Annotated in this window: 18 protein-coding genes; 7 read left to right on the top strand and 11 right to left on the bottom strand. The window is 74.9% G+C overall.

Annotation, left to right across the window (positions count from 1 at the left end; genetic code table 11):
- Positions 1 to 14: 14 nt before the first annotated feature.
- The 7 genes from LG632_RS06760 to hutU form a co-directional block, all read right to left on the bottom strand.
- Entirely contained in the window at positions 15 to 1,139 is a 1,125-nt protein-coding gene (locus LG632_RS06760; RefSeq protein ID WP_374203415.1) for a hypothetical protein, read from the bottom strand.
- Positions 1,139 to 2,128, bottom strand: a complete 990-nt coding sequence (locus LG632_RS06755) for a COG1470 family protein (protein WP_226725903.1) — start codon at positions 2,126 to 2,128, stop codon at positions 1,139 to 1,141. The genes LG632_RS06760 and LG632_RS06755 overlap by 1 nt, the downstream gene beginning before the upstream one ends.
- Before the next feature lie 16 nt (positions 2,129 to 2,144).
- Positions 2,145 to 2,861 (bottom strand): LPXTG cell wall anchor domain-containing protein, encoded by a 717-nt coding sequence (locus LG632_RS06750; protein ID WP_226725902.1) that lies wholly within the window; start codon positions 2,859 to 2,861, stop codon positions 2,145 to 2,147.
- A 177-nt stretch (positions 2,862 to 3,038) separates the two neighbouring features.
- Positions 3,039 to 4,211, bottom strand: a complete 1,173-nt coding sequence (gene hutI / locus LG632_RS06745) for an imidazolonepropionase (RefSeq protein ID WP_226725901.1) — start codon at positions 4,209 to 4,211, stop codon at positions 3,039 to 3,041.
- A 34-nt stretch (positions 4,212 to 4,245) separates the two neighbouring features.
- On the bottom strand, positions 4,246 to 5,589 hold the full coding sequence (locus LG632_RS06740) for a formimidoylglutamate deiminase (RefSeq protein ID WP_226725935.1): 1,344 nt from the start codon (positions 5,587 to 5,589) through the stop codon (positions 4,246 to 4,248).
- A complete protein-coding gene (locus LG632_RS06735) occupies positions 5,586 to 6,779 on the bottom strand; it encodes an allantoate amidohydrolase (protein ID WP_226725934.1) in 1,194 nt (397 codons plus the stop codon). Before LG632_RS06735 ends, LG632_RS06740 begins: the two co-directional genes overlap by 4 nt.
- 62 nt (positions 6,780 to 6,841) lie before the next feature.
- Complete coding sequence (gene hutU / locus LG632_RS06730) at positions 6,842 to 8,506, bottom strand: urocanate hydratase (protein ID WP_226725900.1); 1,665 nt, start codon at positions 8,504 to 8,506, stop codon at positions 6,842 to 6,844.
- 121 nt (positions 8,507 to 8,627) lie between these two features.
- Between hutU and LG632_RS06725 the strand changes: the two genes are divergently transcribed.
- Positions 8,628 to 10,157, top strand: coding sequence for a type III PLP-dependent enzyme domain-containing protein (locus LG632_RS06725; RefSeq protein WP_226725899.1), 1,530 nt, complete (start codon positions 8,628 to 8,630; stop codon positions 10,155 to 10,157).
- Positions 10,158 to 10,191: 34 nt separating this feature from the next.
- On the opposite strand, the gene LG632_RS06720 is transcribed toward LG632_RS06725, so the two are convergent.
- Positions 10,192 to 10,767, bottom strand: coding sequence for a TetR/AcrR family transcriptional regulator (locus LG632_RS06720; RefSeq protein WP_226725898.1), 576 nt, complete (start codon positions 10,765 to 10,767; stop codon positions 10,192 to 10,194).
- Positions 10,768 to 10,884: 117 nt separating this feature from the next.
- Between LG632_RS06720 and LG632_RS06715 the strand changes: the two genes are divergently transcribed.
- A complete protein-coding gene (locus LG632_RS06715) occupies positions 10,885 to 12,039 on the top strand; it encodes an FAD-dependent oxidoreductase (RefSeq protein ID WP_226725897.1) in 1,155 nt (384 codons plus the stop codon).
- A 173-nt stretch (positions 12,040 to 12,212) separates the two neighbouring features.
- On the opposite strand, the gene LG632_RS06710 is transcribed toward LG632_RS06715, so the two are convergent.
- Positions 12,213 to 13,058 (bottom strand): MurR/RpiR family transcriptional regulator, encoded by an 846-nt coding sequence (locus LG632_RS06710; RefSeq protein ID WP_226725896.1) that lies wholly within the window; start codon positions 13,056 to 13,058, stop codon positions 12,213 to 12,215.
- 187 nt (positions 13,059 to 13,245) lie between these two features.
- Between LG632_RS06710 and LG632_RS06705 the strand changes: the two genes are divergently transcribed.
- Positions 13,246 to 13,674: a hypothetical protein gene (locus LG632_RS06705; protein ID WP_226725895.1), complete on the top strand. Its 429-nt coding sequence runs from the start codon at positions 13,246 to 13,248 to the stop codon at positions 13,672 to 13,674.
- A 365-nt stretch (positions 13,675 to 14,039) separates the two neighbouring features.
- Here LG632_RS06705 and LG632_RS06700 read toward each other — a convergent pair whose 3' ends face one another.
- On the bottom strand, positions 14,040 to 15,431 hold the full coding sequence (locus LG632_RS06700; RefSeq protein WP_226725933.1) for a cystathionine beta-synthase: 1,392 nt from the start codon (positions 15,429 to 15,431) through the stop codon (positions 14,040 to 14,042).
- A 157-nt stretch (positions 15,432 to 15,588) separates the two neighbouring features.
- Here LG632_RS06700 and LG632_RS06695 point away from each other — a divergent pair, with 157 nt between their 5' ends.
- The 3 genes from LG632_RS06695 (at position 15,589) to LG632_RS06685 (ending at position 19,507) form a co-directional block, all read left to right on the top strand.
- A complete protein-coding gene (locus LG632_RS06695; RefSeq protein ID WP_226725894.1) occupies positions 15,589 to 16,635 on the top strand; it encodes an SGNH/GDSL hydrolase family protein in 1,047 nt (348 codons plus the stop codon).
- Positions 16,636 to 17,106: 471 nt separating this feature from the next.
- Positions 17,107 to 18,327 (top strand): acetyl-CoA C-acetyltransferase, encoded by a 1,221-nt coding sequence (locus tag LG632_RS06690; protein WP_226725893.1) that lies wholly within the window; start codon positions 17,107 to 17,109, stop codon positions 18,325 to 18,327.
- A 352-nt stretch (positions 18,328 to 18,679) separates the two neighbouring features.
- Complete coding sequence (locus LG632_RS06685; RefSeq protein ID WP_226725932.1) at positions 18,680 to 19,507, top strand: hypothetical protein; 828 nt, start codon at positions 18,680 to 18,682, stop codon at positions 19,505 to 19,507.
- Between the two features lie 19 nt (positions 19,508 to 19,526).
- Here LG632_RS06685 and LG632_RS06680 read toward each other — a convergent pair whose 3' ends face one another.
- The gene (locus tag LG632_RS06680; protein ID WP_226725892.1) at positions 19,527 to 19,871 is read right to left on the bottom strand and encodes a hypothetical protein; all 345 of its coding nucleotides are present in this window, start codon (positions 19,869 to 19,871) and stop codon (positions 19,527 to 19,529) included.
- A gap of 104 nt (positions 19,872 to 19,975) precedes the next feature.
- Here LG632_RS06680 and LG632_RS06675 point away from each other — a divergent pair, with 104 nt between their 5' ends.
- Positions 19,976 to 20,206 (top strand): DUF4287 domain-containing protein, encoded by a 231-nt coding sequence (locus tag LG632_RS06675; protein ID WP_226725891.1) that lies wholly within the window; start codon positions 19,976 to 19,978, stop codon positions 20,204 to 20,206.
- The last annotated feature ends 110 nt before the right edge of the window (positions 20,207 to 20,316 follow it).

Below are 20,316 nucleotides of genomic sequence, written 5' to 3'. Positions count from 1 at the left end.
CCTCCGTCGGTTCTTCACGGATGTCCCTTCGTCGTCGGACGGTCTTCTGACGGTGCGGACGTGAACCACGGCAGGACCGCCGTGGTGGTCTGGGGATCCCCGGCCGCGGGGGCGGGTCCGGAGGCGGGGGCGGGTACGGGGCCGGACGCGGGGGCCGGGCCGGGGGTCGGGGCGGCGGCCGCGCCGGGGGTGCGCGGCCGCACCCGGTCCACGACGGCCATCCCGATCCGGAACACGCCGGCGGGCACCACCACGCACAGCAGGCACCAGAACAGCAGCACCCCGTACGGCCGGTCGACCCCCCAGGGCTGGGTCGCCAGGACCTTGTCGCCGTACTTCAGCGAGACCGTGTAGTCGCCGTACGCCCCGGCGGCCAGCGTGACGTCGAGCGCGACCCGTGCCTTCCCGCCGGGCGCGATGGTGCCCTTCCACTGCGCCTCCTCCCACACGGGCGCGAACACCCCGTGGGCGGTGCCGATCTGGAAGACGGGGTCCTTGACGGGGGCCGAGCCGAGGTTGCCGACCGTCACCGTGAACGTCCGCGCGGGCGGGGCCCCGAACCAGGTGAGCACCCCGTCCTCGCCCTTCAGCTCGACGGAGGTCAGCAGCGCGAGCCGGGCCGTGCCGGACTCGGCGGGCAGCTCGGCCACCTCGTGGTCGGTGATCTTCAGCGGCACGGCGACGGTGGACCGGTCGCCGCCCACCGAGGTCACGTTCACCACGCAGGGGCAGGGCCTGGGCGGCGCGGTGACGGGCAGCTCGGCGGTGAACCGGCCGCCGCCGTCGACCGAGACCGCCACCCCGTCGGCGTTGGCGCAGCTGTTGGTCCCGCCGATCATGTTCTGCCCGCAGAGCAGCAGCATCACCAGGGTCCCGGCGGGCCAGCCGGTCCCGGTGACCGTCGTCCGGGTCCCCTTGGCGGCCTCCTGGACGGACAGCGCCACGGCCGGCCCGGCGGCAGCGGACGTGGTCGCCGCCGGGGTCGCGGTCGCCGTCGGGGTCGGGGTCGCGGTCGCCGTCGCCGTCGCCGTCGCCGTCGCCGTCGGGGCGGCGGTCGCGGCGGACGCCACCGGCGTGAGCGCGAGCAGGGCCAGCGCGAGCGTGCACAGGGCGGCGTACGCCCTGACGACCTTGCCGATCACCGGGCGGCTCCCGTCGGTTCGTGGTGGTCCGCCGGCGAGGTCCCGGCCGGGATCCGCCCCCGGGCGGGGCGCGGGCGGGGCACCGGGAGCGCACGGCGTACGAGGACGCGGGCGAGCAGGGTCAGCCCGCCGAGGACCAGCAGGCCGGCGCCGGCGGTACCGGCGATGCCCCACGGCAGGAACCAGGCGCTGGCCCGGGCACCGGCCCGGCCGGCGCCGGCGGCCCCGGCCGTGACGGTGAGCTCCACCCGGTCGAGCACCGGCGCGCCGGGCCAGGGCTCGGTGAGCTCGACCCGCTGCCCCGGCAGCAGTTCGGCGCCCACCGGGTGGGCCCGCCGCCCCGGCACGTCACCGAACAGTCCGCGGGCGTCGATCCCGACCTCGGGGGCGAGCGCCACGTTCCCGCGGTTGACCAGCGCGTACGCCACCACGGTGCCCGCGCCCCGGCCCCGGACCCGGACGTCCTCGACGGTCAGCGCGGCCACCTGCGGCCCGCTCACCCGCAGATGCACCCGCACGTCCGCCTCGTGGCCGCCCTCGGTCGCGACGACGGCCACCGGGTGGTCCCCGGGCGCGGCCGCGGGCGGCACGGTGACGGTGAACGGGACCACGGCGCGGGTGCGCGGCGGCACCTTGACGGTGCCCGCCGCGCCGAAGCTGATCCAGCCCCCGGCCCCGGTGGACCGACCGGGCGGCCGTACGGCGAAGGCCCCGTCGGCGGCGCGGTGGGCGTCGGCACCCCGCAGGGTGAGGGTGCGCTCCTGGTCGGTGGTGTTGGCCAGGGCCAGCCGGTCCTCCAGGACGGAGCCGGGGGCGCCCTGGAGATAGAAGGACGGGCGCGCCCCGCCCGCGCCGGTGGCACTGCCGGCGGCGGGCTCGGCCGTCCAGCCGGGCCCGTCGGCCCTGGCGGCGCCGGCGGACCCGAGGAGCGGCACGAGCAGGAGCGGGAGCAGCAGCAGCGGACGGGGCCGGCGCGGCGGGCGCATGGCGGGCGGGATCCGCTCAGGCCCCGGCCCGCCGGCCGCCGCGCCGGGTGAGCCAGAGCACGCCGGCGGCGCCGGAGAGCAGGACGGTGCCGCCGAGGGTGCCGAGCGCCAGGGCGGAGTCGGTGGGGCCGGTCTGCGGCAGGGTTCCGGCGGCGCTCCCACCCGCCCCCGCCGACCCGCCGGTTCCGGCCGACCCGGCGGCCCCGGCCGCCGTCACGTCGAGCTCCAGGGACGGGCCGGGGCGGTTGCCGGGGGTGCAGACCGTCTCGGTCGTCATCGCCTTGATGGTGAGCACCCCGGCCGTGAAGGTGACCTTCCCGCTCTTCTTCGGCGTGTAGGTGCCCGAGAGGTCGGAGATCTTGATGGGGGTGTCGGCCGGCACCGCCTCGGCGTTCGGCGGCCCGGTCACCGGCACGCTCGCCTTCTCGGCGCCGTCCACCACGATCACCCCGGCGGGGTTCATGGCGCCCTTGCCGAGCTCGATGGGGCTGGAGGAGACGCCCTTCTGGAACGACATGGTCAGCCTGTAGCCGTCGCCCTCCTGGACCGCCTTGATGTCGATCGGCGAGACCGCGGACTTGTCCCCGATCGGCGTCTTGCAGTCGTACGCGACGTCGACCACCTCGGCGTGCGCGCCGGGCGCGGCGGCGAGCAGGACCGCGGCCGCGAGGGCGGGCGCGGCGAGGAGCGGTACGGATCGGACGAGCGCGGTGGAGCGTTCCCGGTCGGACACTTCGTCTTCCCCTCGGACACTGACGCTGACGGCACATCAGATGGGTGGCTCAAGGTACGCCGGGGGTCTTGCGGAGGGAAGACAAAGGGAGCCGCCGAATTGACGATCCGTCAGTAGCGGCGGCTCCCGGGCGGTGGGGCGGGGGCGGGCGGGCGGCGCGGCGCGCGGCCGCGGACGTCAGACGACCCGCCGCCCCTTGTGCCACACGGCCGACACGAGCGGGACGCCCGGCCGGTAGGCCAGGTGCACATGGCTGGGCGCGTCCAGCAGGGCCAGGTCCGCACGGGCGCCGGGCGTGACGGTGCCGATGTCGGTACGGCGCAGCGCGCGGGCCCCGCCGGCGGTGGCGGACCACAGCGCCTCGTCGGGCGTCATCCGCATGTCGCGGACGGCCAGCGCGATGCAGAACGGCATGGAGCTGGTGTAGGACGAACCGGGGTTGCAGTCCGTGGACAGGGCCACGGTCGCGCCCGCGTCGAGCAGGCGGCGGGCGTCGGGCCACTGCGCGCGGGTGGAGAACTCGGCGCCGGGCAGCAGGGTGGCGACGGTCTCGGAGTTCGCCAAGGCGTCGACGTCGGCGTCGGTGAGGTGCGTGCAGTGGTCCGCGGAGGCCGCGCCGAGCTCGACGCCGAGCTGGACGCCGGGGCCGAAGCTGAGCTGGTTGGCGTGGATGCGCGGGATCAGGCCCATCGCCTTGCCGGCGGTGAGGACGGCCCGGGCCTGGTCGCCGTCGAAGGCGCCCTTCTCGCAGAAGACGTCCACCCAGCGGGCGTACGGGGCGCAGGCCCGCAGCATCTCACCGGTGACGAGGTCGACGTACGCGGCCGGGTCGTCGGCGTGGTCGGGCGGGACGATGTGGGCGCCGAGGTAGGTGACCTCCTCGGTGTGCGCGGCGGCGATGCGCAGGGCGCGGGCCTCGTCGGCGACGGTCAGGCCGTAGCCGGACTTGGTCTCGAAGGTGGTGGTGCCCTGGCGCAGGGCCTCGCGCAGGTGGCGTACGAGGTTGGCCTCGAGCTCCGCGTCGGAGGCGGAGCGGGTGGCGGCGACGGTGGTGCGGATGCCGCCGGCGGTGTAGCCGCGGCCGGACATCCGGGCGTTGAACTCGGCGGTGCGGTCGCCGGCGAACACCAGGTGGCTGTGGCTGTCGACGAAGCCGGGGATCAGGGCGCGGCCCTCGGCGTCGTGGACGGTGTCCGCCGCGGGGACCGCCGCGGTCGGCCCGACCCAGGCGACCCGGTCGTCCTCGATGACGACGGCCGCGTTCTCGACGAGCCCGAGGGGGCTGCCGTCGCCCAGGGCCGGATCGTTGGTGACGAGGCTGCTGATGTGGGTGATGGCGGTGGTGGTCATGGGTTCCTCTCAGGGCTCCGCCGAGAACCGGGCGTCAGCCGCGGACGGCGGCGATGGACGCGGCGAGGGCCGACGGGACGTCACCCACGAGGGTGTGGTGCCCGTCGCGGACGACGTGGCGGCCCGCCACCACCGTGTGGCGGACGTCGGCCGCGGTCGCCGCGAAGACGGCCGTCTCGGCGCCGAGCCGCGGCAGCGGCCCGGCCGTGCGGACCGAGTCCAGCGCGACCGTGGTGAAGTCCGCCAGCGAGCCCACCTCCAGCGTGCCCGCGTCGGCCCAGCCGAGCGCCGCGTGCCCGTCGGCGGTGGCGGCGCGCAGCAGGGCCGCCGCCGTCCAGTGGCCGCGCGTGCGCGAGGCGAGGCGCTCGTTCAGCTCCATCGCCCGCGCCTCCTCCAGCAGGTCGATCACGGCGTGGCTGTCGCTGCCGAGGGACAGCGGGCTGCCCGCCCGCTGGAGGCGGACCGCCGGGCCGATGCCGTCGGCCAGGTCCCGTTCCGTGGTCGGGCACATGCACGTGCCGGTCGACGTACCGCCCAGCAGCGCGATGTCCGCGTCCGTCAGGTGCGTGTTGTGCACCCCGGTGGTGCGCGGGCCGAGCACGCCGTGGTCGGCGAGCAGCCGCGTCGGGGTCACCCCGTGCGCGGCCTCGCAGGCCTCGTTCTCGGCGGTCTGCTCGGACAGGTGCACGTGCAGGGGGGCGTGCCGGGCCTCGGCCCAGCCGGCCACCGTCGGCAGCTGGCCGGCCGGCACCGCCCGCACGGAGTGGACGGCCGCGCCGATCCGGGCGTGCTCGCGCTCCTTCAGGGCCGACACCCGCTCCGCCCAGGCCTCGGCGGTGCCGTCGCAGAAGCGGAGCTGGTGGGTGTTGGGGGGCTCGCCGAAGCCGGACGACAGGTAGGCCGTGTCCAGCAGCGTGATCCGGATCCCGGCCTCGGCGGCGGCCGCGATCAGCGCCTCGCCCATGGCGTTGGGGTCGGCGTACGGGGTACCGCCGGGGGCGTGGTGCACGTAGTGGAACTCGCCCACCGAGGTGATCCCGGCCAGGGCCATCTCGGCGTACACGGCCCGGGCCAGCTGGAAGTACGTGTCGGGCGTGAGGTTCTGGGCGACCTGGTACATGGTCTCGCGCCAGGTCCAGAACGTGCCGCTGCCCACCTGCACGGTGCCGCGCAGGGCCCGGTGAAAGGCATGGCTGTGGCTGTTGGCCAGGCCGGGGATCGTCAGCCCGCGCAGCACCTCTACGCCAGGGGGCGGCACCTCCGTCCCGGTGCGGACGGCGGTGATGCGGCCGTCGGCCACGTCCAGGGCGACGCCCGGCTCGACGTGCGTGCCGAGCCAGGCGTGTTCGAGCCAGTACGTCTTCTGCTGCGCGGTCAGCGGCGGCACGCGAGACCTTCCAGTACGTCGGCGAGGGCGAGGACACCGGCGACGCAGTCGTCCTCCTCGGCGGACTCCGCCGGGGAGTGCGAGACACCGGTGGGGTTGCGCACGAACAGCATGGCGGTCGGGACGGCGCCCGAGAGGATCCCGGCGTCGTGTCCGGCGCCGGTGCCGAGGACGGGGGTGGCACGGCCGAGGATCCGGGCCAGCTCGTCGCGCAGGGCGTGCTCGAACTCGACCACGGGCGTGTACGACTCCCGGGTGACGGCCAGGTCGATGCCGTGCCGCTCGGCGTACTCGCCGGCGGCCTTGCGGACGCCGTCGATCACCTGGTCGAGGGCGACCTCGTCGGCGGCCCGGGCGTCCAGCCAGCCCCGCACCAGGGAGGGGATGGCGTTGACGCCGTTCGGCTCGACGGAGATCTTGCCGAAGGTGGCGACGGCGCCCGCCAGCTCGGCCTCGCGCCGGGCGGCCAGGACCGTCTCGGCGTAGGCGAGCATCGGGTCGCGGCGGTCCACCAGGCGGGTGGTGCCGGCGTGGTTGGCCTCGCCGTGGAAGTCGTACCGCCAGCGGCCGTGCGGCCAGATGGCGGAGGCGATGCCGACCCGGTCCCCGGACAGGTCCAGGGCCCGGCCCTGTTCGACGTGGAGCTCGACGAACGCGCCGATCCGGGCGAGGCGCTCGGGGTCGGCGCCGATGGCGCCGGGATCGTGACCGGCCGCCTCCATGGCCTGGGGCAGGCTGACGCCGTCCGCGTCGCGCAGGGCGAACGCCTGCTCCTTGGAGAGCAGTCCGGCGGTCAGGCGGGAGCCGACGCAGGCCAGGCCGAACCGGGCGCCTTCCTCGTCACCGAAGTTGGTGATCGCCAGCGGCCTGGTGATCTCCGCGCCCCTGCGGCGGAGTTCGTCCAGGGCGGCGAAGGAGGACACCACGCCCAGCGGGCCGTCGAAGGCCCCGCCGTCGGGGACGGAGTCGAGGTGGGAGCCGGTCACGACGGCGTCGCCGGCCTCGGGGTCCCCGAGCCAGGCCCACTGGTTGCCGTTGCGGTCCACCTCGTACGCCAGCCCGCGCGCCTCGGCCTGCGCCCGGAACCACGCGCGGCAGTCCTGGTCGGCCCCGGTCCAGGCGAAGCGCCGGTAGCCGCCGCTGCCGCTGTCGCGGCCGACGGGCAGCAGCTCCGCCCACATGCTGTGGAAGCTCCCGGCGCCCGGGGCGGCGGCCCCGGGCGCCGGGACGGCGTCGTCGCGGGTCACGCGGAGTCACCCTCGCGCATGGGGACGCGGACGCCCTTGGCGTCGGCGACCGACTCGGCGATGTCGTAGCCAGCGTCGACGTGGCGGATGACGCCCATGCCCGGGTCGTTCGTCAGCACGCGGCGGATCTTCTCGCCGCCGAGCTTGGTGCCGTCGGCCACCGTCACCTGGCCGGCGTGCAGGGAGCGGCCCATGCCGACGCCGCCGCCGTGGTGGAGGGAGACCCAGGACGCGCCGGAGGCCACGTTCACCATGGCGTTGAGCAGCGGCCAGTCGGCGATCGCGTCGGAGCCGTCGAGCATGGCCTCGGTCTCGCGGTACGGGGAGGCCACCGAGCCGCAGTCGAGGTGGTCGCGGCCGATCGCCAGCGGGGCCGCCAGCTCGCCCGAGGCGACCATGTCGTTGAAGCGCTCGCCCGCCTTGTCCCGCTCGCCGTAGCCGAGCCAGCAGATGCGCGCCGGCAGGCCCTGGAAGTGGACGCGCTCGCCCGCCATCTTGATCCAGCGGTGCAGGGACTCGTTCTCCGGGAAGAGCTCCAGGATCGCCTTGTCGGTCTTGGCGATGTCGGAGGCCTCACCCGACAGGGCGGCCCAGCGGAAGGGGCCCTTGCCCTCGCAGAACAGCGGGCGGATGTACGCCGGGACGAAGCCGGGGAAGGCGAACGCGCGGTCGTAGCCGGCCAGCTGGGCCTCGCCGCGGATGGAGTTGCCGTAGTCGAAGACCTCGGCGCCGGCGTCCATGAAGCCGACCATGGCCTCGACGTGCCGGGCCATGGACTCGCGGGCGCGGGTGGTGAAGCCCGCCGGGTCCTTGGCGGCGGCGTCGGCCATGTCCTCGAAGGCCACGCCGACCGGCAGGTACGACAGCGGGTCGTGGGCGGAGGTCTGGTCGGTGACGATGTCGATGGGCGCGCCCATGGCGAGCAGCTGCGGGACCAGCTCGGCGGCGTTGCCGAGCACGCCGATGGACAGCGGCTTGCGCTGGTCGCGGGCCTCGGTGGCGAGCTGGAGGGCGTGCTCCAGGCTGTCGGCCCTGACGTCGAGGTAGCGGTGCTCGATGCGGCGCTCGATGGCGCGCGGGTCGCAGTCGATGCAGATCGCGACGCCGTCGTTCATGGTGACGGCCAGCGGCTGGGCGCCGCCCATGCCGCCGAGGCCGGCGGTCAGCGTGATCGTGCCGGCCAGGGTGCCGCCGAACTTCTTGGCGGCGACCGCGGCGAAGGTCTCGTAGGTGCCCTGGAGGATGCCCTGGGTGCCGATGTAGATCCAGGAGCCGGCGGTCATCTGGCCGTACATGGTCAGGCCCAGGGCCTCCAGCCGGCGGAACTCCTCCCAGTTGGCCCAGTCGCCGACCAGGTTGGAGTTGGCGATCAGGACGCGCGGGGCCCACTCGTGGGTCTGCATCACGCCGACCGGGCGGCCGGACTGGACCAGCATGGTCTCGTCCTGCTTGAGGGTCCTCAGGGTGCGCACCATGGCGTCGAACGAGCGCCAGTCCCGTGCGGCCTTGCCGGTGCCGCCGTAGACGACCAGCTTGTCGGGGTGCTCGGCGACCTCGGGGTCCAGGTTGTTCTGGAGCATCCGGAGGGCGGCCTCCTGCTGCCATCCCAGGGTGCTCAGCTCGGTGCCGCGCGGAGCACGTACGGGTCGGGGTCCTGACATGGCTGCGCCTCCTGGGGATGTTCCGGACGGGGAGTGTTGAGCAATCCATTCACATCCTGTCCCTCTGAATAGATTCAGTCAACAGCTGCGCGCGGACCCGCCGGGTGGTTGGCTGGCTTGCATGGCCGTGGACACGTACGGAGCGCAGCCCTCGGACCCGTCGAGCCCCGCGCACGCCTCGCCCCCCTCGCGGGCCCCGCAGCCGCAGGCGGACGCCGAAGCCGCCGCGGCCCGCCGCGACCTGGCGGTCCGGGCCGCGGTGGAGCAGGGCCTGATCGGCGGCGCGGACAGCGGCCCGGACGGCGCGCCGCCGCTGGTGTGCCTGCTGGACCTGGCCGGGATCCGCGCCTGCGCCGCCGCGCTCACCGCGGCCTTCGCCGCCGCGCTGCCGCCCGGCACGCCCGTGCTGCACGCCTTCGCCGTCAAGGCCGCGCCGCTGGTGCCGGTGCTGGCGCTGCTGGCCGACGCGGGGCTGGGCTGCGAGGTGGCCAGTCCCGGGGAGCTGGCGCTGGCCCGGGCGGCGGGCGTACCGCCGGAGCGGATCGTGCTGGACTCCCCCGCCAAGACCACGGCGGAGCTGCGCGAGGCCCTCGCCGCGGGCGTCGCGCTCAACGCCGACAACGACCAGGAGCTGCGCCGCCTGGACGCCCTGGTCGCGGCGGTCCCGGCCGGGGCCGTGCCGCCGGTCGGCGTCCGGGTCAACCCGCAGACCGGGGCGGGCACCATCGGGGCGACGTCCACCGCCACCGCGACCTCGAAGTTCGGCATCGGGCTGCGCGACCCCGGCGCCCGGGAGCGGCTGCTGCGGGCCTACGCCGAACGGCCCTGGCTGACCCGGCTGCACACCCATTCCGGCTCCCAGGGCGTACCGCTGCCGCTCATCGCGCGGAGCGTGCGGGAGGTGTACGCGCTGGCCGAGGAGATCAACGCGGCGGCCGTGCGGCGGACCGGGCGGCGGCAGGTGGACACGATCGACATCGGCGGCGGGCTGCCGGTCAACTTCGCCTCGGACGCCGCGACCCCGACGTACGAGGAGTACGTACGGGCGCTGCGGGAGGCCGCGCCGGGGTTGTTCGACGGCTCGTACGGGCTGGTGACGGAGTTCGGGCGGGCCCTGCTGGCCAAGCACGGGCTGGTGATCGCCCGGGTGGAGTACACCAAGACCACCGGCGGCCGCCCGATCGCCCTCACCCACGCGGGGGTGCAGCTGGCGACCCGGACCGTGTACGCGCCCCAGCAGTGGCCGGTGCGGATCCTCGCCTACGACGCCCGGGGCGGACCCAAGCGCGGGGACCTGGTCAGCCAGGACGTGGCGGGCCCGGCCTGCTTCTCCGGCGACCTGATCGCGCAGGCCCGGGCGCTGCCGCCGCTGGACCCCGGCGACCTGGTCGTGGTGCCGGACACGGGCGCGTACTTCTTCACCGCCCACTACGGCTACAACAGCCTGCCCCGGCCGGCCGTGCACGGCTTCACGGTCAGCGCGGACGGCCGGACCCGCTTCGCGCTGGCCCGCCCGGCCCAGACGACGGCCGAGCTGGTGGCCGAGGCCGGTGGCGACCGCAGGGACGCGCTGCGGGACGCACTCGGGGCCGCGCCGCAGGGCCTGCTGGGGGACGCGCCGCAGGGCCCGCCCGGGGACGCGCCCCGCTGAGGCTCAGCCGCCGGGCAAGGGCTGTTCCCCGGGCTCAGGCCAGGACGGCGGCCACCGCCGGGGCGTAGGCGGCGACCAGGGCGGCACGGTCCAAGGAGACCACCGGCGGCAGGCGCAGCAGGTAGCGGGTCAGGGCCAGGCCGAGGACCTGGGAGGCGATCAGGCCCGCGCAGCGCGCGGCCCGCTCCGGTCCCAGGGCGGCCGCCAGCGCCGGGAGGACCTGCTCGGCGAAGGTCCGCCGCATCCGCTCGGCGGCCTGCTCGTTGGTGACCGCCGAGCGCAGCAGCACCAGCAGGGCGTCGTCGGCCGGATCGCCCTCCCACCGGTCCACGAAGTGGCCCACCAGGACCGCGGGCAGCTCGTGCGGCGGGACCGCCGCGAGGTCGGGCAGCCGCAGGTCGACCGCCAGGGCGGCGTCGAAGAGGCGCTCCTTGGTGCCGAAGTAGCGCATCACCATCGACGGGTCGATCCCGGCGTCCGCCGCGACGCCGCGGATGGTCGTGCGCTCGTACCCCCGCGCGGCGAAGTGCTCGCGGGCCGCGCGCAGGATGGCCGCTTTGGTCCGGTCGGACGATCGGCGGCCGGGGCCGGATTCACTCGGGTCGGTCATGCCGGCCAATCTAGGCCAACACCTGTAGGCCAACAAGTGTTGACATGGCGGGAGCGGCGGCGCACTCTGATGCCAACAGCCGTTGGCATCAGCCGCAGCCCCCGCAGGAGGCCCGCCATGACCAGCCCCGCCCCCCGCACCACCCCCGCTCTCCCGGCTCGCACCGAGGTCGCCGTGGTCGGCGCCGGACCCACCGGGCTGGCCCTCGCCGTCACGCTCGCCGAGGCCGGGGTGGACTTCGTCCTCCTGGACCGGCAGGCCGACATCCCCCGCACCTCCCGGGCCGGCGTCGTGCACGCCCGGACGCTGGAGGTCCTCCAGGAGCTGGGCTGCGCGGCCGAGCTGGTCGAGCGCGGCCTGCCCGTCGGCCGGTTCACCGTCCGCGACGGGCGGCGGACGCTCCTGCACGCCGATTTCGGCGGCCTTCCCACCGCCTACCCGTACGCGCTGATGGCCCCTCAGTACGAGACCGAGGACGTGCTGCGCGCCCGACTGCGGGCCCTGGGCGGGGAGATCCACCGGCCCTACGAGGTCACCGGCGTGGTCCAGGACCCCGACGGCGTCACCCTCACCACGGCCGACGGCCGGACGCTCCGGGCGGCCTACGCCGTAGGCGCCGACGGCATGCACAGCGTGGTGCGCGAGGCCGCCGGGATCGGGTTCACGGGCGGTTCCTACCCCGAGTCCTTCGTCCTCGCCGACGTGGTGATGGACCGGGCTCCCGGCCGGGACGAGGTCTCGCTCACCTTCGGCGCGGAGGGCCTGACCGTGGTCGCCCCGCTGCCCGGCGACCGCTACCGGGTCGTCGCCACCGTGGCCGACGCCCCGGCCGAGGTGGGGCTGCCCCTGGTCCAGGACCTGCTCGACCGGCGGATGCCCGGCCGGGCACGGGTGCGCGAGCTGGTGTGGTCCTCGCGGTTCCGCGTCCACCACCGGGTCGCCGACCGCTACCGGGCCGGCCGGCTGCTGCTCGCCGGTGACGCCGCGCACGTGCACAGCCCGGCCGGGGGCCAAGGCATGAACACCGGTATCCAGGACGGCCACGCCCTGGGCCGGGTCCTCGCCGACGGCCGGGACCTGGACGCCTACGAGGCGCGGCGGCGCCCGGTGGCCCAGCGGGTGGTGGCCTTCACCGACCGCATGACCACCCTGGCCACCGTCCGCCACCCCCTCCTCCGCGCCACCCGCAACACCTTCCTCCCCCTCCTGGGCCGCCTCCCCCGGTTCCGCACCCGCCTGGCGACGGAACTGGCAGAACTGAACTACCGCTGACACCCCGCCCGGGCCGAGGCCCCCACCCCAGGGGCGCGAGGAACTGCGCGCCCAGCCGCCCCCGACGCGCAGGCGAGCGAACAAGGCAAGACCCCGTCCCCCACAGGGGCGCGAGGAACAGCGCGAAGGGCGGCCGCGGCGCACGGCGGGGCAGGGGGCCGGGTCCGCCCGGGCTACTCCACGAACAGCCCCCGCGCAGCGGCCTTGGCGTCGAAGGCCTCCAACCTCTGCTGCGCCGCAGGAATCGCGTCGGCCATGGCCTCCAGCAGCACCCGCCCCAGCAGCATCGGCGCACACGCGGTGTCGAAGGCCAGGCCGGTGCCGACCGGCGCCGGGATCAGCAGGTCGGAGTGCCGGGCGACCGGCGCGAACGCCGAGTCGGCCACCGTCACCACGGTCAGTGCGACCTCCCGCGCGTACGCCAGCGCCTCGACCACCTCCCGCGGATGCCGCGGCAGCGCGAAGCACAGCAGGGCCGAGGCCCCGGCCTCCACCGCGGCGTCGATGCGGTCGGCCAGCATCGACCCGCCCTCGTCGAGCAGCCGTACGTCCGGGTGCACCTTGCCGGCGAAGTACGCGAACCCCCTGGCCTGCGACGACGCCGCCCGCAGTCCCAGCACCGGCAGCGGCACGGAGCCGGCCAGGAGCCGGCCCGCCTCCTCCACCGGGCCCGGGTCGGCGAGCATCGCCACCAGCCGGCGCAGGTTCTCGATCTCCCCCTCGACGGCCTGCTGATAGGCGTTCTGCTCGGCGTCCGGCTCCGGTACGCCGACCCGCTCCGCGGGGGCCACCTCGCGCAGGTACCGGCGCAGCGCCGGATAGCCGTCGAAGCCGAGGGCCACGGCGAACCGGGTCACCGACGGCTGGCTCACCCCGGCCAGTTCCGCCAGCTCCACGCTGGACAGGAACGGCACCTCGGCCGCCCCCCGCACCATGCAGTGCGCGATCCGCCGCTGGGTCGGTGTCAGCCGGTGCCCCTCGAACAGCTTCTGCAGCCGTGCGGCCGGGCTCTCGCTCATCCCGTCCCACCCTCCGTCCGCGTACATATTCAGTCACCCAGCACTCTGCATGCGGTTATGCAGGACGGCAAGCGGCGCCCGGTCGCCGGGACGCCGCGCGGAGCGGCCCGGCCCGCAGCCGGAGCAGGCAAGGGGTACGGGGGCTAGCCCCAGTGCAGGCCGCCGGGTCCGTTCCTACGGTGGCCCCATGGAAGCCCGTGCCCACGCCCCCGCCGCCCCCGACACCGCCGGCGACGCCCACAGCCAGGAGCTGAAGAAGGAGCTCGACGCCACTCTCCAGGCCCGGCGCGAGCTGGGCCCGGAGTACGAGGCCGCGCTCGTGGACTCCTTCGTGGACAAGGTCGACACCCAGCTCCGGCGCCGGCTCGCCGAGCAGCGGCTCACCGCCGTGCGCGCGGCCCGCGCCCCCCGGCCGCCGGGCGGCGCCGTCGCCGGCTTCGGCGAGCGCTACGGCTTCGCCGTGCTCACCCTCGTCCTGGCCGTCCCGCTGTCCGCGATCGGCGCGGCCCAGGCCGGGCTGAGCGGACTGCTGGTGTCCTGGGGCGGGATCCTCGGCGTGAACTTCGTGCACGCGCACAGGTCCTGGCGCCGCTCCGGGGAGCACGACCAGGACTGACCCGGGGCAGCGGCCCCGGAAAGGAGCACGGGGACCGCCGCACCCCCGGGCGAGGGCCCGGGGGGCGGGACGACGGCGGTCCCCGTGCCGGACGCGAGCCGGGTCAGGGCCGGCGCTCCGCGTCCGTGGCGACGTACGCGCGGTCCGGGAGCCGCTCCGGGTGCGCCACGCCATGGGTGTGCCGGCCGGAAACCGTCGCTCCCGCCGACGCACACCACTGTGGCGCACCCGTGTTAAGCGGGTGCTGCCGCCACATGTCGGGCTCGTGCCGATCGCCCGGCGGCCGGCGGTCCGAGGTCCGCGCACCTCGGACCTCGGGCCTCCGTCCACGGGCCTGGGGCCGTCGCCCGGACGGCGGGCGGCCGCTACTTGGCCGTGCGCGCCAGGAACGCCAGCAGGTCCTGGCGGCTGACCACACCGGTCGGCTTGCCCTCGACGAGCACGATCGCCGCGTCCGCCTGCGCCTTGCCCAGGACGGCCATCAGGTCGGCGACGGGCTCGCCGGAGCCGACCTGCGGCAGCGGCGCGCTCATGTGCTTCTCCAGCGGGTCGGTCAGCGCCGCGCGCTGCGTGAACAGGGCGTCCAGCAGCTCCCGCTCCACCACCGAGCCGATGACCTCGGCGGCCATCACGTCCGGGTGACCGGCGCCCGGCTTGACGATGGGCATCTGCGAGACGCCGTACTCGCGCAGGACCTCGATGGCCTGGCCGACGGTCTCCTCCGGGTGCATGTGGACCAGCGAGGGCAGGGTGCCCTGCTTGTCGTTCAGCACGTCGCCGATGCGGGCGGCGGCGCCCGGCTCCTCCAGGAAGCCGTGCCCGGCCATCCACTCGTCGCTGAAGATCTTGCTCATGTAGCCGCGGCCGCTGTCGGGCAGCAGCACGACCACGACGTCGTCGGGACCGAGGTTCTCGGCGACGCGCAGGGCGGCGACGACCGCCATGCCGCAGGAGCCGCCGACCAGCAGGCCCTCCTCCTTGGCCAGGCGGCGGGTCATCTGGAAGGAGTCCTTGTCGGACACCGCGACGATCTCGTCCGCGACGTTCTGGTCGTAGGCGGTCGGCCAGAAGTCCTCGCCGACGCCCTCGACGAGGTACGGGCGGCCGGAGCCGCCGGAGTAGACCGAACCCTCCGGGTCGGCGCCGATGACCTTGACCTTGCCGCCGGACACCTCCTTGAGGTAGTTGCCCGTACCCGAGATCGTGCCGCCGGTGCCGACGCCCGCCACGAAGTGGGTGATCTTCCCGTCCGTCTGCTCCCACAGCTCCGGACCGGTGGTCTCGTAGTGCGAACGGGGGTTGTTCGGGTTGCTGTACTGGTCCGGCTTCCAGGCCCCCGGCGTCTCGCGGACCAGGCGGTCGGACACGTTGTAGTACGAGTCGGGGTGCTCCGGGTCGACGGCGGTGGGGCAGACCACGACCTCGGCGCCGTACGCGCGCAGCACGTTGATCTTGTCCAGGGACACCTTGTCCGGGCAGACGAAGATGCACTTGTAGCCCTTTTGCTGGGCCACGATGGCGAGTCCTACACCGGTGTTGCCACTGGTCGGCTCCACGATGGTGCCACCGGGCTTGAGAGCGCCGCTCTCCTCGGCAGCCTCGATCATGCGCAGTGCGATGCGGTCCTTCACGGAACCGCCCGGATTGAAGTACTCGACCTTCGCCAGGACGGTGGCCTGGATCCCTTCGGTCACACGGTTGAGCTTCACCAGCGGGGTGTTGCCGACGAGGCTGATCATCGAGTCGTGGAATTGCACCATGTTCTCCAAGGACAGGACTCCACGGGTTCTCCGGGAGGCACCGCCAGGGTAAGCCGAAAGTGGTGGCCCGGGCGGGACTCCGGGGCAGGTAGGTCGAGCGGGCGCGGGACGTAGCAACGTAGAGGCGGACCGGAAGACGAGGAGGTGCCGCAAGGTGTCGCGAGCGAGGACGGCCCGCCGGATCGCGGCGGGCGCGGCGTACGGCGGAGGCGGGCTGGGCCTGCTCGGCGTCGCGACGGTCGGGGTGCTGCTGGCCGAGGCCCAGCTGGCCAAGCGGACCGTCGGCACGGTGCTGGGCGAGCCGCCCCGGGCGGACGGGCTGTACGGCAGCGAGTTCGGCGGCCCGGAGCAGAGCCCGGGGCCGCTGCGGATGGCCATGCTCGGCGACTCCACCGCGGCCGGCCTCGGCGTGCGCAGAGCCAGGCAGACCCCGGCCGCGCTGCTGGCGTCGGGGCTCGCGGCGGTGGCCGAGAGGCCGGTGGAACTGCGGAACGTGGCCCTGTCCGGGGCGATGTCCGACGACCTGGACCGGCAGGTCTCGCTGCTGCTGGACCACGACGTGCCGCCGCCCGACGTCTGCGTGATCATGATCGGGGCGAACGACGTCACCCGCCGGATGCCGCCCACCCAGTCCGTGCGGCTCCTGACGGCCGCGGTGCGCCGGCTGCGGTCGGCCGGCGCCGAGGTCGTGGTCGGCACCTGCCCGGACCTGGGCACCATCGAGCCGGTCTACCAGCCGCTGCGCTGGCTGGCCCGGCGGGCGTCCCGGCAGCTGGCCGCCGCGCAGACCATCGGGGTGGTGGCCCAGGGCGGGCGCACGATCTCGATGGGCGACCTGCTGGGCCCGGAGTTCGCCGCGAACCCGCGCGAGATGTTCGGCCCGGACTCCTACCACCCCTCCGCCGAGGGGTACGCCACCGCGGCGATGGCCGTGCTGCCGACCGTGTGCGCGGCGCTGGGCCTGTGGCCCGACTCCGACCGGATCGACGTCACCCGCCACGACGACATGCTGCCGGTGGCCCAGGCCGCCTCGGCGGCGGCCGCCCAGGCGGGCACCGAGGTCACGGCGGCCCGCGCCCCGTGGGCCCTGCTGAAACACCGCCGCCGCCAGCGCGTCCCGGCGTCGGACCCCGAACCCACCCCGCCCCCACCCCTGCCCGACGACACCCCCACCCACCAGGACGAGCCGACCACCCGATGACCGCACCGCGAACCGAAGCCCTCGCGGGCGCGGGGAACGGCGCGCCCGTGCCACGCACGACCCGTACTCGCCCCGGGGGCGCTTCCCCAGCGGAACCTGGTGCGCCGCCCGCGCCCGGAGGACCGACTCGGGACGCCGACGGACACCGCGCCACCGGCTGAGCGCGCCGGCCCCCGCGCCCGTGGGCGAGTCCCCACGGCGGAATCGCTGCGCCGCGCCCGTCCCGAGGACGGGCCCCGGAACCGACCCCGCCCGCACCGCGTCCCCGACCGCAACGCGCCGCGTCCCCGACCGCGTGCACCGGTTCCCGCCCCCGGGCGGTCAGGCGGGCATTTCGGGTAGGGGTGGCGCGTCGGCGTGGGGGAAGGGGTCGGGTGCGGTCCGCATCACACGCCCCAGGCGGTGACCTCGACCGTACGGGGCGGTAACTTCGCATCCGGTCCGCACTGCCGCAACCCCCTTGGAGTCCCGATGCCCGAAGCCGTCATCGTTTCCACCGCCCGCTCCCCGATCGGGCGCGCCTTCAAGGGGTCCCTCAAGGACGTCCGGCCGGACGACCTCACGGCCACGATCATCCAGGCCGCCCTCGCCAAGATCCCCGAGCTGGACCCGCGCGAGATCGACGACCTGATGCTCGGCTGCGGTCTGCCCGGTGGCGAGCAGGGCCACAACCTCGGCCGGATCGTCGCCGTGCAGATGGGCATGGACCACCTGCCCGGCTGCACGATCACCCGCTACTGCTCCTCCTCGCTGCAGACCTCCCGGATGGCGCTGCACGCCATCAAGGCCGGCGAGGGCGACGTCTTCATCTCCGCCGGCGTCGAGACGGTCTCCCGCTCGGTGAAGGGCACCAGCGACGGCCTGCCGGACACCCACAACCCGTTCTTCGCCGAGGCCGAGGCCCGTACCGCCGCGGTCGCCGAGAGCGAGGGCGCCTCCTGGCACGACCCGCGCGAGGACGGCCTGGTCCCGGACGCGTACATCGCGATGGGGCAGACCGCCGAGAACCTGGCCCGCCTGAAGGGCGTCACCCGCCAGGACATGGACGAGTTCGGCGTGCGCTCGCAGAACCTCGCCGAGGAAGCCATCAAGAAGGGCTTCTGGGAGCGGGAGATCACCCCGGTCACCACCCCGGACGGCACGGTCGTCAGCAAGGACGACGGCCCCCGCGCCGGCGTCACCCTGGAGGGCGTGTCCGGCCTCAAGCCCGTCTTCCGCCCCGACGGCCTGGTCACCGCCGGCAACTGCTGCCCGCTCAACGACGGCGCCGCCGCCCTGGTGATCATGAGCGACACCAAGGCCCGCGAGCTCGGCCTGACCCCGCTGGCCCGGATCGTCTCCACCGGCGTCTCGGGCCTGTCCCCCGAGATCATGGGCCTGGGCCCGGTCGAGGCGTCGAAGCAGGCCCTCAAGCGGGCCGGACTGACCATCGGCGACATCGACCTGGTCGAGATCAACGAGGCCTTCGCCGCCCAGGTGATCCCCTCGTACCGCGACCTCGGCGTCGACATCGACAAGCTGAACGTCAACGGCGGCGCCATCGCCGTCGGTCACCCGTTCGGGATGACCGGCGCGCGCATCACCACCACGCTGATCAACAGCCTGCAGTTCCACGACAAGCAGTTCGGTCTGGAGACGATGTGCGTCGGCGGCGGCCAGGGCATGGCCATGGTCATCGAGCGGCTCAGCTGAGCCCGGGACGCGAGCGGCTCAGCTGAGCGGAAATCCGCTCACTCAAGAGGCCTGGACCACTGTGCCGGGGCCCCCGGGGCCCCGGCACCGCTTCTGAGCTGAGGCTTTGCGGAGGGTTCGACTCCGCTCCAATCCCCCCGCGTCCGATTTGTGACCGAATCGCCCCCAGGATGTGACCTTCGTCCTGGGGCATCGGCATTCAGGCAGGTCAGACGGGGTGCCCCTGGGGCCGCTGGGACAAAAGCCCTGTCCATTTCGTGACGTAATGCACTGCACGCCATTCCCAGGTCAGGACAAGCTGTTGTAGGAAGTCGGGGGATCGAAACACATCAGGAGTTAGTCAGTGAGCGCCATGTCTCTTGCCCTGCTGCTGACCACGGCCGCTGCCACGGCCGTGGGCGCTGCTGCGCTGCACGCCGTCCACGGTCTGCGAAAGCAGGTCACGGCCCTGCGCGGGGAGCTCGCCGCGTCGGTCCTCCCCCGCGGTGCGGCCGTGCCGCACGCCCGCAGCGCCGTCGGCACCCCCGCGGCGGACATACGAGCCGCCGTGGCCGAGGCCCTCGCCGAGGAGCGCGAGCGGGAGCTGGCCGAGGCGCGTGCCTTCTGGGCCGCGCAGGAGGCGCGCGACGCCGCCGACGCGCCCTCGCTCCTGGGCGGCCTGCCCGGGCTCGGCGAGGACGGCCCGGTCTTCCTGCCCCGGCAGGCGGACCTGGTGGGCCTGGACCCCGTCTTCGGCGACGAGCCCGCCGGCACCGCGCTGCCGGAGGCCGCGGGTGAGTACCCGGAGGACTCCGCCGAGCTCGCCGCGGCGCGCCGGCGCCACCCCTCGCACCCCGACTTCGTCCCGGTCCAGCCCCACCCCGGCGCGGACCACGAGCGCACCGTCAGCCGCCTGGAGGAGCTCGCCCAGGCCCGTACGGCGCTCGCCGACGTCCGGCCCGGCCCGCTGGGCACCCTCGACGTGTACGTCTTCACCGACGGCACCACGCTCTGCATGACCCCGGGCCACCGGGAGACCGCCGAGCGGCTCGCCGAGGCCCTGCGCTCGGGCACCGCGCCCGTCCTGCTGGGCGGCTCGGGCATCTCGGGCGCCTACGCGCTGACGTTCTCCTGCGGGGACTCCGACGACCCGGAGGACAACGTCTACATCCTGGCGGACCGGGTCATCGCCTCGCTCTGAGCCGCCGCCGCGCCGCGGGTCACCGCAGCGCCCTGGCCTCCGCCTGCTCCACCAGCCGCACGGCCTCGTCCAACGCCTCGGACGGGGCCGTCGCCGCGTCCGGGGCCGCCGCCCGCAGCGCCTCGGCGAGGTCCAGCCCGGCCACCGCCAGCTGGTCCCCCACGGCGAAGACGCCGGCGTCGGGCATCACCCGCGCCCCCGCGCCCTCCCCGAGCCCCTCCCAGGCCTGCGCCCGGGCCGCCAGCTCCCGGGCCAGCGCCAGCCCCTCGGCGGCCGCCCCGCGCTGGAGACGGCTCTGCGGCGCGGCCCTCAGGCGGTCGGCGAAACGTTCCACAACGGCGACAAGAGGTGAAGTGTCCAGCACCCGGCTGACCTTACGCGCCGTCCACGCACCATTGCCAACAGGCGAACGCTCAGGCACGGTGGCGTGAAGAGAACAGCACGACGGCGATACCCCCGGAGGCGCCCATGTCCGTAGAGTTCTCCGAGCAGACCCACCGCAACATGATCGACCGCATCCCCCTGACCACCGGTCGTGATCTGTCCGACTGGCTCCGCACCGTCGACGAGGGCCCCTCCCTCGTCCGGTTCGAGGAGAAGCTGAGCTGGTTGCGCGGCGCGTACGAGCTCTCGTACGGCCAGGCCAAGGCCATCATCCACGAGCACGGCCTGCGGCGGGCCGCGAGAAGGCTCGGCTGACCGGCCGCGCACGCGGGAAGGCCCCGCAGACCGCACGCGAACGCGGGAAGGCCCCGCGAGCCTGGGCTCGCGGGGCCTTCCCCTGTGCGCTTGAGCGTGTGCGCCCGGAC

The organism is Streptomyces antimicrobicus, assembly GCF_020532625.1.
GTDB lineage: Bacteria > Actinomycetota > Actinomycetes > Streptomycetales > Streptomycetaceae > Streptomyces > Streptomyces antimicrobicus.
The sequence above is the reverse complement of the archived record's forward strand: the minus strand, read 5'-3'. Positions and strand labels throughout refer to the sequence as shown.